Source organism: Pseudomonas sp. DTU12.3, assembly GCF_004124275.1.
Classification (GTDB): domain Bacteria; phylum Pseudomonadota; class Gammaproteobacteria; order Pseudomonadales; family Pseudomonadaceae; genus Aquipseudomonas; species Aquipseudomonas helmanticensis.
The window spans coordinates 2,918,876-2,933,180 of the sequence record NZ_CP027218.1 but is presented as its reverse complement, the minus strand read 5'-3'; the positions used below and the strand labels follow the sequence as shown (position 1 = coordinate 2,933,180).

The following is a 14,305-nucleotide window of genomic DNA, read 5'->3' as shown; positions in this document are numbered from 1 at the left end:
AAGATCGCAGCCTGCGGCAGCTCCTACATTGGTATGCATCCCCTTGTGGGAGCGGGCTTGCTCGCGAAGAGGGAGTGTCAGCGCCATATATTTGGCTGACACACCGCTTTCGCGAGCAAGCCCGCTCCCACATTTGGCTTTTGTGTACTCCCTCAAGATTGTGTCGTGCCTGCTATGATGCGCGGCATCTCCATCGCTCAGGATCGCGCCGTTCCCCATGGATTACCGCAAACCCTCCGACCGCAAAAGCATGCACTCGCGCATCGTCCAGGAACTGGGCATGCAGATCGTCTCCGGACGCTTCAAGCCCGACGACAAACTGCCCGCCGAAGCCTTGCTCTGCGAGGAATACGCGGTCAGCCGGCCGGTGTTGCGTGAAGCCACGCGGGTACTCGTGGCCAAGGGGCTGGTGTATTCCAGGCCGCGCGTCGGCACAGTGGTCAAGGCGCGCCGCGAATGGCACATGCTCGACCCGGACGTGCTGCACTGGCTGATGCAAAGCAGCCCGCAGAATGAATTTTTCAATGTCCTGACCAGTGTGCGCAGCATTATCGAACCGGCCGCTGCCGCCCTCGCCGCCCAGCATGCGACCGATGTCGAAATTGCCGCGATTGGTGAGGCTTACCAGCGCATGGAGGCGGCGCCGACACCGGAAGCATTGTTGCAGCCGGATCTGGACTTTCACAGCCGGATCGCCGATGCGACGCACAATGATTTGCTGGCGAACCTGTGCAATATGTTGTCGGTGGCGATTGCCGAGGCGTTGAAGCATTCGAATCAGCGGCCGAATCTGCATGAATTGGCGTTGCCTCGGCATAAGGCGATTCTGACTGCTATCGAGAATCGCGATGCGCTGGGTGCTCGGCATGCGACGTTGGTGCAATTGGACGATGCGCGTAGTGCTTTGAGTGTTGTGCTTGGCGCTGAACTCACTTAAGGCTTGAGACTGCTTGCCCTCACCCTAGCCCTCTCCCAGAGGTAGAGGGGACTGACCGAGGCGTGCTTCGTCATACATCGACCTGAAAATCCGAGTCGATTATGGATTCACAGCAGGACGCTCAAGTCGGCGTAAATCTCCAATATCCCCCAATCAGTCCCCTCTCCCCCCGGGAGAGGGTTAGGGTGAGGGGCTCTTGATCTTGAGCCACAAAAAAAGCCGCAACCCTAAGGTTGCGGCTTTGTCATTTCAGCCCTTCAGATCAATGCGCAAACAGCGAATTACCCTTCTGCCCCGCCAGTTTCTCCGGCTTGATCAGGAACTTCGCCAGTGCCGGCAGCAGCCACAGTGCACCGAACATGTTCCACAGCAGCATAAAGGTCAGCATCAGGCCCATGTCGGCCTGGAACTTGATCGCCGAGAAGATCCACGTGCACACGCCGATCGCCAGGCACAGACCGGTAAACAGCACCGCTTTACCGGTGGATTTCAGCGTCTGGTAATAGGCTTCCTGTAACGGCAGCCCCGCGCGCAGGAAACTCTCCAGACGGCTGTAGATGTAGATGCCGTAGTCGACACCAATCCCCACGCCCAGCGCCACCACCGGCAGCGTCGCAACCTTCACGCCAATGCCCATGAACGCCATCAGTGCGTTGCCGAGTACCGAGGTCAGTACCAGCGGCAGGACGATGCACAAGGTCGCCGCCCATGAACGGAAGGTGATCATGCACATCACCGCCACGCAGATGTACACCAGGATCAGGATGGTCAGCTCAGCCTGCTTGATGACTTCGTTGGTGGCCGCTTCGATCCCGGCGTTACCGGCGGCGAGGATGAATTCCAGGCCGTCCTTGTTGTTGTCCTTGGCGAACTCCTGCACCGCGTGCACCGCCCGATCCAGGGTTTCCGCCTTGTGATCGTTGAGGAACACCAGCACCGGCGCCAGTGAGCAACTGTTGTTGTACAGACCGTCGGCACGGGCAATCGAGTTGTTCAGCACGTCCGGGTTGCGTGACAGGGTTTCCCATTTCAGGTTGCCCTCGTTCATGCCCTTGATCATTTGCTTGGACACGGTCACCAGCGAGATCGCCGACTGCACGCCCTCGGTGTTCTGCATCTTCCACATCAGCTCGTCGATCGGCGCCATGGCCTCAAAGCGCGAGCAGCCTTCAGCCTTGGTCTTGACCATCACCACCAGCACGTCAGAACTGGTCGAGTAGTTGTTGATGATGAAGTTGTTGTCCTTGTTGTAGCGCGAGTCCGGACGCAGTTCCGGCGCGCCCTGGTCGAGGTCACCGATTTTCAGGTTCTGGCTGTACCAGAGGCCGCCACCGAAGGCGATCAGCGCCAGCACCACCGAAACGCGTGCGACTTTCGGGTTGGCGAAGTTCGACAGCAGGCGCCAGAACGGGTGTTCGCGGTTGGCGTCCTTCTTGCTCCGGGCAATCGCGCGCTTGCTGATGCCGACATAGGAAATCGCCACCGGCAGCAGAATCAGGTTGGTGAACACGATCACCGCAACGCCGATCGATGCGCCGATCGCCAGTTCACGGATCACGCCGATGTCGATGATCAGCAGCGTGATGAAACCCACCGCATCCGCGAGGATCGCGATCATCCCCGGCAGGAACAGTTGCCGGAACGTACGTCGCGCTGCGGTCAGGGCGTTGTCGGCCTCGCTGGATTGCAGGGCGATGCCGTTGATCTTTTGCACGCCGTGGGAAATACCGATGGCGAAGATCAGGAACGGCACCAGCATCGAATACGGATCGAGCCCGAAACCGAAGAAGTGCATCAGACCGAGCTGCCAGACCACCGCCACCAGCGTCGTACTCAACACCGCGATGGTGCTGCGTACGCAGTTGGTGAACCACAACAGCAGGATCAGGGTGATGACGAAGGCGATGCCGAAGAACAGCACCACCATCACCAGGCCGTCGATCAGATCGCCGACTTTCTTGGCGAAACCGACGATGTGGATCTTGACGTTGGGGTTCTGCGCTTCGAACTTGTTGCGGATCTTGTCTTCGAGCTCATGGGAGAACTGCCGGTAGTCCAGCGCCAGCAATTTGCCCTGATCCTGCGGGTCCGGATAGGACTCCAACAACGGGATATCGACGATGCTCGACTTGAAGTCGTTGGACACCAGGCGCCCGACCTGACCGGACTTGAGCACGTTGTTGCGCAGCAGATCGAGGCTGTCCTGCGAGCCGTTGTAGCTCTGCGGGATCACTTCACCGCCGGCAAAACCTTCTTCGGTCACTTCGGTCCAGCGTACGCTCGGGCTCCACAGCGACTTCAGCCCGGAACGGTCGACGCCGGAGATGTAGAACACTTCGTCGTTGATCTGGCGCAGGGTCTCCATGTACTCCTTGGAGAAGATGTCGCCATCGGTGGCTTCCACCGAAATCCGTACGGTGTTGCCGAGGTTCGCCAGGTCGTTGCGGTGCTCCATCATCTTCTCGATGAACGGATGCTTGAGCGGGATCATTTTTTCGAAACTGGTCGACGGCCGGATCAACGTGGCCTGCCAGAACAGGAAAATGCTCACCACCAGACAGATCAGAATCACTGCCGGGCGGTTGTTGAAGATCAGGCGCTCAAGAAACGTCGCCTTTTCCTGCTGAGGAGTGATCAAGGAAGTCATAGCCCCGCCTTCTTATTATTGATTTCGGCACCGTTCGGCAGCGTGGTGTGGACGCCGCCCTGCCCGGTCAGGATCAGGTTGCCGTCGCCGGCAGCGGTGACGGAAGACAGCGAGATGCGATCCGGGCGGTTGAACACGCTGAAGGTTTCGCCGTTGTCGCTGCTGCTGATCACCGAACCGCCGTTGCCGACGATCACGATCGAACCGTCAGGCAGCAAGGTCGCGCCGGACAAGCCGAATTCCAGTGAGCCACGGGCGGCTTTCAGTTCGACCTGCTCCCAGGTACTGCCGAAGTCGGTGGAACGGTAGAGGTTGCCGCGCAAGCCGTAGGCCAGCAGGGTTTGCGACTGAGCCGTACCAATCACGCCGAACAGCGAGCCTTCGTACGGGCCTTCGAGTTTTTCCCAGGTCTGGCCCCAGTCGGCGGAGCGGAACATGCTGCCCGACTCGCCGACGATGAACAGCCCGGCGTCCTTCACCGCCGCGATGGCGTTGAGGTGGAACTGGTCTTCGTTGTCGAGGCGGTCGCTGACGTCTTGCCAATTCTTGCCGCCGTCGGTGGTTTCCAGCAGCGCGCCATAAGCGCCCACGGCGAGGCCGCTGTTGACGTCCTTGAACCAGACATCGAGCAGCGGCGATTCACGTTTGAGGTCTTCGAATTGTTTGCTCCAGGTCAGACCGCCGTCTGCGCTGGCGAGGATTTGCGCGTCGTGGCCGACCGCCCAGCCGTGTTTGTCGTCGACAAAATACACTGCGGTCAGCAGTTGCCGGCTTGGCACCTTGGCCTGGGTCCAGGTTTTGCCCTGGTCATCGGAATAAAGGATGTGCCCGCGATCCCCGACCGCCACCAACCGTGCACCGGCGTGAACGACATCGAGAATCAGGCTTTTCGCGGCTTTGCCGGATTCGGTGGCATAAACCACGTCGGCTGGAGCCTCGGCGGCCAGCACAGGTGCCGATAACGTGGCGAAGCCCAGCAGGGCGAGTGCTGTGGCCAGCAACGCGGTGTTGCGTAACGCCGGCGGGCGGCAACGACTCATAGACCTTCCCCTATTTATTATTGTTAGGCCTTCTGGCCTTCAAGGGCGCCGCAAGTGTGCTCCGTTGATGGATGCTCAGGAGCATAGTCCTGAAACCCGCAATCCAGAGCCACTTCGGAAGCTGGCTCATCCTATCGGGCTTTCGAAACGTCTGACAATCGGCGCCACGTTATCTTTTGTTAACCGAAAGCCGCTCTCTATAACAGATGAATTCCCTTGTGGGAGCGAGCCTGCTCGCGAAGGCGGTGTAACAGTCACCCTTTCCATTGACTGACCCACCGCTTTCGCGAGCAGGCTCGCTCCCACAGGGGTCAGAGGTGGTCTTGGAATTTGTGGTTGTCAGTGAATGCGGCGCCATTCGCCGGATGTATGACGCAATTCTTGCCAGGGGGACTTGCACGATCGGTATTATGGTATACCATCAGACGCACAGACACTCTCAATCCCCCAACGGAGCAGCTCATGAGTTTCGAAATTCGCAAGATCGTCAGCTATGTCGAAGAAACCTTCATCGAAGGCGGCAAAGCCACCGACAAGCCGGTGACCATGGTCGGCCTCGCCGTGGTGATGAAAAACCCTTGGGTGGGCAACGGTTTCGTTGAAGACCTCAAGCCACAGATCCGCGCCAACTGCTCCGACCTCGGCGCGCTGATGGTCGAGCGTCTGGTCGGCATCATCGGCGGCGCGGAAAAGATCGAGGCTTACGGCAAAGCCGCTGTTGTCGGCGCCGATGGCGAGATCGAACACGCCTCCGCCGTGATCCACACCCTGCGCTTCGGCAACCACTACCGCGAAGCCGTCAACGCCAAGAGCTACCTGAGCTTCACCAACAAGCGCGGCGGCCCGGGCACCTCGATTCAGATTCCGATGATGCACAAGGACGACGAAGGTCAGCGTTCGCACTACATCACTCTGGAAATGCAGATCGAAGACGCGCCGCGTGCCGACGAAATCGTCGTCGTGCTGGGTTGCGCCGACGGTGGTCGCCTGCACCCGCGCATCGGCAACCGCTACATCGATCTGGAAGAACTGGCCGCCGAAAAAGCCCAGTAACCACAATAAAAAGGCATTGCAGGAGCGCTCCATGATTCGGCTCACCGCTGAACTCACCCCGGCTGGCACCAGTTACCTGGCGACCGGCCAAGGCCAGCCCGTGGTTTTGATCCACGGCGTGGGCCTGAACAAAGAAATGTGGGGCGGCCAGATTGTCGGCCTGTCCAGCCAATACCAAGTGATCGCCTACGACATGCTCGGGCATGGCGCCAGCCCGCGACCGGCCAGCGGCACCAATCTGCTCGGTTACGCCGATCAGTTGCTGGAGTTGCTCGATCACCTGAATCTGCCGCAGGCAGCGGTGATCGGTTTTTCCATGGGCGGTCTGGTCGCGCGGGCTTTTGCCCTGCATTACCCGCAGCGCCTGCAAAGCCTGGTGGTGTTGAACAGCGTGTTCAACCGCAGCGAAGAACAGCGTGCCGGCGTCATCGCACGCACCGCGCAAGCGGCCGAACATGGCCCGGACGCCAATGCCGAAGCCGCGTTGTCTCGCTGGTTCAGCCGCGAATATCAAGCGGCTAACCCGGCGCAGATCGCGGCGATCCGCCAGACCCTGGCCGGTAATGATCCGCAAGGCTATCTGACCACCTACGAACTGTTCGCCACCCAAGACATGTACCGCGTTGACGATCTGGGCAGCATTCAGGCGCCGACGCTGATCGCCACCGGCGAACTCGACCCGGGTTCGACCCCGGAAATGGCCGAGCAACTGGCCCGACGCATCCCCGGTGCGAAGGTTGCCGTGCTGCCCGAGCAACGGCATATGATGCCGGTAGAGTCGCCGCGTCTGGTCAATCAGACGCTGCTGGAATTTCTCCAATTCGCACACTCCCGACAAAACCATATAAAGGGGATCGTTGCATGACACTCGCACGCTTCCAGATGTGCATCGGCGGAGAATGGGTCGACGCCCTCTCCGGCAAGACCTTCGAAAGCCTCAACCCCGCTTCCGCGCAAGCCTGGGCAGAATTGCCTGACGCTGATGAAGCGGACGTCGAACGCGCCGTGCAATCGGCACAGACTGCGTTCGACAGCCCGGCATGGCGTGGCCTGACCGCCACCGCGCGCGGCAAACTGCTGCGCCGACTCGGCGACTTGATCGCGGAAAACAAGGAACAACTGGCGCAGCTGGAAAGTCGCGACAACGGCAAGCTGATCCGCGAAACCCGTGGCCAGGTCAGTTATCTGCCGGAGTTTTTCCATTACACCGCAGGGCTGGCCGACAAGCTCGAAGGCGGCACGCTGCCGCTGGATAAGCCGGATCTGTTCGCCTACACCGTGCATGAAGCGATGGGCGTAGTCGCCGCGATCATTCCGTGGAACAGCCCGCTGTACCTGACCGCGATCAAACTCGCCCCGGCCCTCGCCGCTGGCAACACGATTGTGATCAAGCCGTCCGAACACGCTTCGGCGACCATTCTTGAGCTGGCGCGTCTGGCCCTCGAAGCCGGGATTCCGCCGGGCGTGGTCAACGTCGTCACCGGTTACGGCCCGAGCACTGGCGCCGCCCTCACCCGCCATCCGCTGATCCGCAAAATCGCCTTCACTGGCGGCGCGGCGACGGCGCGGCATGTGGTGCGCAGCAGCGCCGAGAACTTCGCCAAACTGTCGCTGGAACTTGGCGGCAAGTCACCGAACATCATCTTCGCCGACGCCGATCTGGACAGTGCAATCAACGGCGCGATTGCCGGGATCTACGCCGCCTCCGGGCAGAGTTGCGTGTCCGGTTCGCGCCTGTTGGTGCAGGACGAAATCTACGAAGAATTTGTCAATCGACTGGTCGAACGCGCCCAACGCATTCGCATCGGCAACCCGCAAGAAGACGCCAGCGAAATGGGCCCGATGGCGACCGCACAGCAACTGGCGGTGGTCGAAGGTCTGGTCGCCGATGCCATCGCGGAGGGCGCGCGTTTGCGCACGGGCGGCAAGCGTCCGAGCGGTCTCGGCGAAGGCTGGTTCTACGAGCCGACGCTGTTCGAATGCGACCACAATTCGATGAAGATCATGCAGGAAGAAGTCTTTGGCCCGGTGGCGTCGGTCATCCGCTTCAAAGATGAAGCCGAAGCGCTGGCGATCGCCAACGACTCGCAGTTCGGCCTCGCGGCGGGCATCTGGACGCGTGATTTGGGCCGGGCTCATCGCCTCGCTCGCGATGTGCGCTCGGGAATTATCTGGGTCAACACTTACCGCGCGGTGTCGGCGATGGCTCCGATTGGCGGTTTCAAGAACAGTGGCTATGGACGCGAAAGCGGCATCGATTCGGTGCTGGCCTACACCGAACTGAAAACGGTGTGGATCAACCTTTCCCAGGCGCCAATGCCTGATCCGTTTGTGATGCGCTAGGAGTCCTGCGAAATGATCGAACCCGGCATTTACAAAGACGTCATGAGCTCCTTCCCGTCCGGCGTCACGGTGGTTACCACTGTTGACCCGGAGGGCGGCATTGTCGGCATCACCGCCAGCGCTTTTAGCGCGCTGTCGATTGACCCGGCGCTGGTGCTGTTCTGCCCTAACTACGCCTCTGACACTTACCCGATTCTGCGTGACAGCAAGAAGTTTGCGATTCATTTGCTGTCGGCTGACCAGACCGCCGAGGCCTATGCCTTTGCCGGTAAAGGCAAGGACAAGGCGGCCGGTATCGAGTGGCATTTAAGCGAACTCGGTAACCCGATCCTCGCCAAGGCGACGGCGATCATCGAGTGCGAGTTGTGGCGGGAATATGATGGTGGTGATCACGCGATCATTGTTGGCGCGGTGAAGAACCTGATCCTGCCCGAGCAACCGGTGACACCGATGATCTACCACAAAGGCAAGCTCGGCCCGTTGCCGACCCTGGCCTGACAGATCCACACACATACTGTAGGAGCTGCCGAAGGCTGCGATCTTTTGACTTTGATTTTCAAGAGCAAGATCAAAAGATCGCAGCCTTCGGCAGCTCCTACAGGGGGATTGGAGGAATGATGAGTAACGAAAAGTACGAAAAAGGCTTGAAGATCCGCACCCAGGTATTGGGCGAAGCCTACGTGCAGCGTTCAATCGACAACGCCGACGACTTCACCCGCCCCTTGCAGGAAATGGTCACCGAATACTGCTGGGGCCACGTCTGGGGGCGCGAAGGGTTGTCGCTCAAGGAGCGCAGCATGATCAACCTGGCGATGATCTCGGCGCTCAACCGTCCGCACGAACTCAAGCTGCATGTGCGTGGCGCCTTGCGTAACGGCCTGAGTCGTGAGCAAATACGCGAAATTCTGCTTCAGGTCGGCATTTATTGCGGCGTTCCGGCAGCCGTGGACAGTTTCCGGCTGGCCCGTGAAGCCTTTGCCGAAGCCGACGCCGAAGCCTCAGTCAACCCCTCGGCTGTTTAGATGCCCGTCTGGCATGGACAGCCAACCGAAAGAGCGGACCCCATGAAACGCCAGCCACTCGACGACAGCTTCAAGGTCAATCGCAACCCCGTTACCCTGCGCGAAATCGTGCTGGATAAGCTGCGTAGCGCGATCATGAATTTCCAGCTCATGCCCGGTGATCGTCTGGTCGAACGCGATCTGTGCGATCGCCTTGGCGTCAGCCGCACCTCCGTGCGTGAAGCCTTGCGTCACCTCGAATCCGAAGGCCTGGTCGAGTTCGCCGATGCCAAAGGCCCGCGTGTCGCCATCATCACATTGGCCGATGCCGTCGATATCTACGAACTGCGCTGCGTGCTCGAAGGTTTGATCGTGCAGTTGTTCACCCTGCGCGCCAAGGCCAAGGACATCAAAGCCCTGGAAAAAGCCCTCGACGACAACCGCAAGGCACTCAAGGATGGCGAGTTGCAGCAGGTAATCGACTCGGTGCAGGGTTTCTACGATGTGCTGCTCGAAGGCTCGGGCAACCATGTCGCGGCGACTCAGTTGCGTCAGTTGCAGGCACGCATCAGCTACCTGCGCGCGACTTCGGTTTCGCAGGAAAACCGGCGCGGCGCGAGTAATCAGGAAATGGAAAAAATGGTCGAGGCGATCAAGAGCGGCGATCCGCTGGTGGCGCATCAGGCCTGTGTCGATCACGTGCGCGCTGCCGCTGCGGTGGCGCTCGACTACCTCAAGCGCAAGCAGGAAGAGACCGGCTCTGCCGTCATAGGCACGCCGCCGATCACCCTGCCCATCGCGCTGAAAGAACCTCGTATAGGTCACTGATATGTTCAGCCCGAGCTTTTGCCCGAAATGCGGTGGCCCTGATCTTGGTCAGCAGATACCGCCGGGCGATACGCACGAGCGCCTGATGTGCCGCGGTTGCGGCTACATCCACTACATCAATCCGAAGATCATTGCCGGCTGCATCATCGAGCAGGACGGCAAATACCTGCTGTGCCAACGGGCGATCCCACCGCGCCCCGGCACCTGGACGCTGCCGGCCGGTTTCATGGAGAGCGGCGAGACCACCGAGCAAGCGGCGGTCCGCGAAGTCTGGGAAGAAAGCGGCGTGCGCGCGGAAATCGTCTCGCCGTATTCGATTTTCAGCGTGCCGAAGATCAGCGAGGTGTACATCATCTTCCGCGCGATCGCGCTGGAGATCACCGGGCAGTACGGGCCGGAGACCATGGATTACAAGTTCTTCGCGCCTGAAGACATTCCGTGGGAGCAGATCTACTACCCGGCGATCCGGCAGATTCTCGAGCGCTATATCGAAGAGCGCCAGGCTGGGGTGTATGGGATCTATATGGGCAATGATGACAGCGGCAAGATCCACTTCATCCGCTGATCACATCCCTCTGACACCCCAAAATCCCTGTAGGAGCTGCCGAAGGCTGCGATCTTTTGATCTTGTTTTTAGAATCAAGATCAAAAGATCGCAGCCTTCGGCAGCTCCTACAGGGGTCTGCATTTCAGAGTGGGGCGATGCCTTCGACGATGATGATTTGCGCCGTCGCCCATTCTTCGCGATAACTCTTCGCCTCCTGGTACGCCGCCGAGTGGTAGCACGCCACGGCTTTTTCGTAGCTCTCGAACTCGATCACCACGCTGCGCTGCGGCGTCTCGCGCCCTTCCATCGCTTCGCTGCGCCCGCCTCTTGCCAGAAACTTTGCGCCAAACGCGGCGAAGGCTGCCGGCGCGCGCTGGGTGTATTGGCTGTAGTGATCGGCATCGGCTATATCCACATGAGCAATCCAGTACGCCTTCATAGTGACCTCTTTGTTGATTTTGTATTATGGTATACCAATATTATTTCCAACAAACCCTGAGAGTCCAGCATGGCCTTCAACAGCATCGAAGAAATCATCGAAGATTATCGCCTCGGCAAAATGGTCCTGCTGGTCGATGACGAAGATCGCGAGAACGAGGGCGACCTGTTGCTGGCCGCCGACTGTTGCACGCCCGAGGCGATCAGCTTCATGGCCCGCGAAGCGCGCGGGCTGATTTGCCTGACGCTGACTGATGAACATTGCCAGCGTTTGGGCCTGGAGCAAATGGTCCCGGCCAATGGCAGCGTGTTCAGCACCGCGTTTACCGTGTCGATTGAAGCCGCGGTTGGCGTGACCACCGGCATCTCCGCAGCTGATCGCGCCTGCACCGTTGCCGCCGCTGTCGCGCCGAATGCCCGCGCTGAAGACCTGGTGCAGCCCGGCCATATCTTTCCGCTGCGCGCCAAGGAAGGTGGCGTACTGACCCGCGCCGGGCATACCGAGGCGGGTTGCGATCTGGCCCGTTTGGCCGGTCTCACCCCCGCCTCGGTGATTGTCGAGGTCATGAACGACGACGGCACCATGGCCCGTCGCCCGGATCTGGAAGTGTTTGCGCGCAAGCACGGGATCAAGATCGGCACCATCGCCGACCTGATCCACTATCGCCTGAGCACCGAACACACCATCGAGCGCATTGGCGAACGCGAGCTGCCGACGGTGCACGGCACCTTCCGTTTGATCACCTTTGAGGATCGCATCGAAGGCGGTGTGCACATGGCGATGGTCATGGGTGATTTGCGCCGTGAAGAGCCGACGCTGGTGCGTGTGCATGTGATCGATCCGCTGCGTGATCTGGTCGGTGCCGAGTACAGCGGGCCGACGAACTGGACGTTATGGGCGGCGCTGCAACGGGTCGCGGCTGAGGGTCATGGGGTTGTTGTGGTGCTGGCCAATCATGAATCGTCGCAGGCGCTGCTGGAGCGCGTGCCGCAATTGACCCAGCCGCCACGGCAGTTCAGCCGCTCGCAATCGCGAATTTATTCGGAGGTCGGGACTGGGGCGCAGATTTTGCAGAACCTTGGGGTTGGCAAGCTGCGCCATCTTGGGCCGCCGCTGAAATACGCCGGGCTGACCGGGTATGACCTGGAAGTGGTCGAGAGCATCCCCTTTACCGAATAACCCCGGGCGGCCAGGCTAAAAATGTGGGAGGGGGCTTGCTCCCGAAGGCGGTGGATCAGTTGACATAGATGTTGACTGATCCACCGCCTTCGGGAGCAAGCCCCCTCCCACAAAAGTTATGCATTGCAGATTCATTTCTTCGAACCACAAAAAAGGACAGCCGCCAGATAACCGGTAAGGCAAAGTGCTTGCACAAAGTTTGGAATACCATAATATGATATTCCATAGACCGGACACTCCAACGAACGTCCAGCTACTGCTCCCGACAGGCGGGCAACAACGCAAGCCCGCTCAAAAACACAACAATGAGGGCGTGAACATGGTGTTGAACAAAGCTGCAACCGCGATCTTTTTTGCGGGACTGCTCAGCGTCACCGGCCAGGCTGCAATGGCTGCCGAAAGCGTGAATTTTGTCAGCTGGGGCGGAAGCACCCAGGATGCGCAGAAACAGGCCTGGGCCGATCCGTTCAGCAAGGCCAGCGGCATCACCGTCGTGCAGGACGGCCCGACCGATTACGGCAAACTCAAAGCTATGGTCGAGAGTGGCAACGTGCAGTGGGACGTGGTCGATGTCGAAGCCGATTTCGCCCTGCGCGCCGCTGCCGAAGGCCTGCTCGAACCCCTCGACTTCAAGACCATCCAGCGCGACAAGATCGACCCGCGTTTCGTCAGCGATTACGGCGTCGGCTCGTTCTTCTTCTCCTTCGTCCTCGGCTACAACGAGGGCAAACTCGGCGCCAACAAGCCGCAGGACTGGAGCGCCCTGTTCGACACCAAGACCTACCCCGGCAAACGCGCCCTGTACAAATGGCCAAGCCCTGGCGTGCTCGAACTGGCGCTGCTGGCCGACGGCGTACCTGCCGACAAGCTCTACCCGCTGGACCTGGATCGCGCCTTCAAGAAACTCGACACCATCAAGAAAGACATCGTCTGGTGGGGCGGCGGCGCGCAGTCGCAGCAACTGCTGGCGTCCGGTGAAGCGAGCATGGGCCAGTTCTGGAACGGTCGCATTCACGCCCTGCAAGAAGACGGCGCGCCGGTTGGCGTGAGCTGGAAACAGAACCTGGTCATGGCCGACATTCTGGTCATCCCCAAAGGCTCGAAAAACAAGGACGCGGCGATGAAGTTTCTGGCCAGCGCCAGCAGCGCCAAAGGCCAGGCCGACTTCTCCAACCTGACCGCCTACGCCCCGGTCAACCTCGACAGTGTGGAGCGTCTGGATTCGACGCTGGCCCCCAACCTGCCGACTGCCTACGCTAAGGATCAGATCACTCTTGATTTCGCGTACTGGGCCAAAAACGGCCAGGCCATCGCGACACGGTGGAACGAATGGCTGGTCAAATGAAAATGGCGGCCACCGCGTCCCGTCCCTCCACTGCCACCGGGAGCGCTACCAGCGCTGCCGGTCCGGCCCACGGAACACAGGCGATTGCGATGCAGCAAGCCCCGTCCCTCAGACAACGCTGGCGCGGCGCCGGCAACCTCGTGCCGGCGCTGTTGTTCATCGGCCTGTTTTTTCTCGCGCCGTTGATTGGTCTGCTGTTGCGCGGTGTGCTTGAACCGACGCCAGGCCTTGGCAACTACGAACAACTGTTCGCCAACTCGGCGTATGCCCGGGTGCTGCTCAACACCTTTTCGGTGGCCGGGCTGGTGACGCTGTTCAGCCTGCTGCTGGGCTTTCCGCTGGCCTGGGCGATCACCCTGGTGCCGCGCGGCTGGGGTCGCTGGATTCTCAACATCGTGCTGCTGTCGATGTGGACCAGCCTGCTCGCCCGCACCTATTCGTGGCTGGTGCTGCTGCAAGCCTCGGGCGTGATCAACAAGGCCTTGATGGCGCTGGGCATCATCGATCAACCGCTGGAAATGGTGCACAACCTCACCGGCGTGGTGATCGGCATGAGCTACATCATGATCCCGTTCATCGTGCTGCCGTTGCAGGCGACCATGCAGGCCATTGATCCGATGATTCTGCAGGCCGGCTCGATCTGCGGCGCCAGTCCGTGGACCAACTTCTTCCGGGTGTTCCTGCCGCTGTGCCGGCCGGGTCTGGCCTCCGGTGGCTTGATGGTGTTCGTCATGTCGCTCGGTTATTACGTGACCCCGGCGCTGCTCGGCGGGGCGCAGAACATGATGCTGCCGGAGTTCATCATTCAGCAGGTGCAATCGTTCCTCAACTGGGGCCTGGCCAGTGCCGGCGCCGCGTTGCTGATCGCGATCACTCTGGTGCTGTTCTACTTCTACCTGAAGCTTCAGCCGGAATCCCCGGTTGGCGCCAGTAACGCGAGGTAAGC

General features: G+C 60.2%; 14 protein-coding genes. 11 read left to right on the top strand and 3 right to left on the bottom strand.

What is annotated here, in order from left to right:
• The first annotated feature begins 217 nt into the window (after positions 1 to 217).
• Positions 218 to 937 carry a FadR/GntR family transcriptional regulator gene (locus C2E19_RS13480; RefSeq protein ID WP_129392937.1) on the top strand — a complete coding sequence of 240 codons (720 nt, stop codon included), beginning with the start codon at positions 218 to 220 and terminating at the stop codon, positions 935 to 937.
• 262 nt (positions 938 to 1,199) lie between these two features.
• Here the strand turns inward: C2E19_RS13480 and C2E19_RS13475 are convergent, their stop codons facing one another.
• Together C2E19_RS13475 and C2E19_RS13470 are read right to left on the bottom strand one after the other, a co-directional pair.
• The gene (locus tag C2E19_RS13475; RefSeq protein WP_129392933.1) at positions 1,200 to 3,584 is read right to left on the bottom strand and encodes an RND family transporter; all 2,385 of its coding nucleotides are present in this window, start codon (positions 3,582 to 3,584) and stop codon (positions 1,200 to 1,202) included.
• Positions 3,581 to 4,624, bottom strand: a complete 1,044-nt coding sequence (locus C2E19_RS13470) for a YCF48-related protein (protein WP_129392930.1) — start codon at positions 4,622 to 4,624, stop codon at positions 3,581 to 3,583. The genes C2E19_RS13475 and C2E19_RS13470 overlap by 4 nt, the downstream gene beginning before the upstream one ends.
• Positions 4,625 to 5,086: 462 nt before the next feature.
• On the opposite strand from C2E19_RS13470, the gene C2E19_RS13460 reads away from it, so the two are divergent.
• The 7 genes from C2E19_RS13460 to C2E19_RS13425 all read left to right on the top strand — a co-directional run bounded on the left by C2E19_RS13460 (position 5,087) and on the right by C2E19_RS13425 (position 10,414).
• Positions 5,087 to 5,677 carry an amino acid synthesis family protein gene (locus tag C2E19_RS13460; RefSeq protein WP_007917992.1) on the top strand — a complete coding sequence of 197 codons (591 nt, stop codon included), beginning with the start codon at positions 5,087 to 5,089 and terminating at the stop codon, positions 5,675 to 5,677.
• 31 nt (positions 5,678 to 5,708) lie between these two features.
• A complete protein-coding gene (locus C2E19_RS13455; protein WP_129392924.1) occupies positions 5,709 to 6,542 on the top strand; it encodes an alpha/beta fold hydrolase in 834 nt (277 codons plus the stop codon).
• Positions 6,539 to 8,020: an aldehyde dehydrogenase gene (locus C2E19_RS13450; RefSeq protein ID WP_129392921.1), complete on the top strand. Its 1,482-nt coding sequence runs from the start codon at positions 6,539 to 6,541 to the stop codon at positions 8,018 to 8,020. The genes C2E19_RS13455 and C2E19_RS13450 overlap by 4 nt, the downstream gene beginning before the upstream one ends.
• A 12-nt stretch (positions 8,021 to 8,032) precedes the next feature.
• Positions 8,033 to 8,518, top strand: a complete 486-nt coding sequence (locus tag C2E19_RS13445; protein WP_038368096.1) for a flavin reductase family protein — start codon at positions 8,033 to 8,035, stop codon at positions 8,516 to 8,518.
• A 119-nt stretch (positions 8,519 to 8,637) separates the two neighbouring features.
• On the top strand, positions 8,638 to 9,042 hold the full coding sequence (locus tag C2E19_RS13435; RefSeq protein WP_016984498.1) for a carboxymuconolactone decarboxylase family protein: 405 nt from the start codon (positions 8,638 to 8,640) through the stop codon (positions 9,040 to 9,042).
• 42 nt (positions 9,043 to 9,084) lie between these two features.
• Positions 9,085 to 9,849 carry a GntR family transcriptional regulator gene (locus tag C2E19_RS13430; protein WP_129392918.1) on the top strand — a complete coding sequence of 255 codons (765 nt, stop codon included), beginning with the start codon at positions 9,085 to 9,087 and terminating at the stop codon, positions 9,847 to 9,849.
• 1 nt (position 9,850) lies between these two features.
• The gene (locus tag C2E19_RS13425) at positions 9,851 to 10,414 is read left to right on the top strand and encodes an NUDIX hydrolase (protein ID WP_008088079.1); all 564 of its coding nucleotides are present in this window, start codon (positions 9,851 to 9,853) and stop codon (positions 10,412 to 10,414) included.
• A 124-nt stretch (positions 10,415 to 10,538) separates the two neighbouring features.
• Here C2E19_RS13425 and C2E19_RS13420 read toward each other — a convergent pair whose 3' ends face one another.
• The gene (locus tag C2E19_RS13420; RefSeq protein WP_129392916.1) at positions 10,539 to 10,835 is read right to left on the bottom strand and encodes a DUF1330 domain-containing protein; all 297 of its coding nucleotides are present in this window, start codon (positions 10,833 to 10,835) and stop codon (positions 10,539 to 10,541) included.
• A gap of 69 nt (positions 10,836 to 10,904) precedes the next feature.
• On the opposite strand from C2E19_RS13420, the gene ribBA reads away from it, so the two are divergent.
• The 3 genes from ribBA to C2E19_RS13405 all read left to right on the top strand — a co-directional run bounded on the left by ribBA (position 10,905) and on the right by C2E19_RS13405 (position 14,303).
• Positions 10,905 to 12,014, top strand: a complete 1,110-nt coding sequence (gene ribBA, locus C2E19_RS13415; RefSeq protein WP_129392913.1) for a bifunctional 3,4-dihydroxy-2-butanone-4-phosphate synthase/GTP cyclohydrolase II — start codon at positions 10,905 to 10,907, stop codon at positions 12,012 to 12,014.
• 319 nt (positions 12,015 to 12,333) lie between these two features.
• Positions 12,334 to 13,359, top strand: a complete 1,026-nt coding sequence (locus tag C2E19_RS13410; RefSeq protein ID WP_129392910.1) for an ABC transporter substrate-binding protein — start codon at positions 12,334 to 12,336, stop codon at positions 13,357 to 13,359.
• On the top strand, positions 13,356 to 14,303 hold the full coding sequence (locus C2E19_RS13405; RefSeq protein ID WP_164979469.1) for an ABC transporter permease: 948 nt from the start codon (positions 13,356 to 13,358) through the stop codon (positions 14,301 to 14,303). The genes C2E19_RS13410 and C2E19_RS13405 overlap by 4 nt, the downstream gene beginning before the upstream one ends.
• The last annotated feature ends 2 nt before the right edge of the window (positions 14,304 to 14,305 follow it).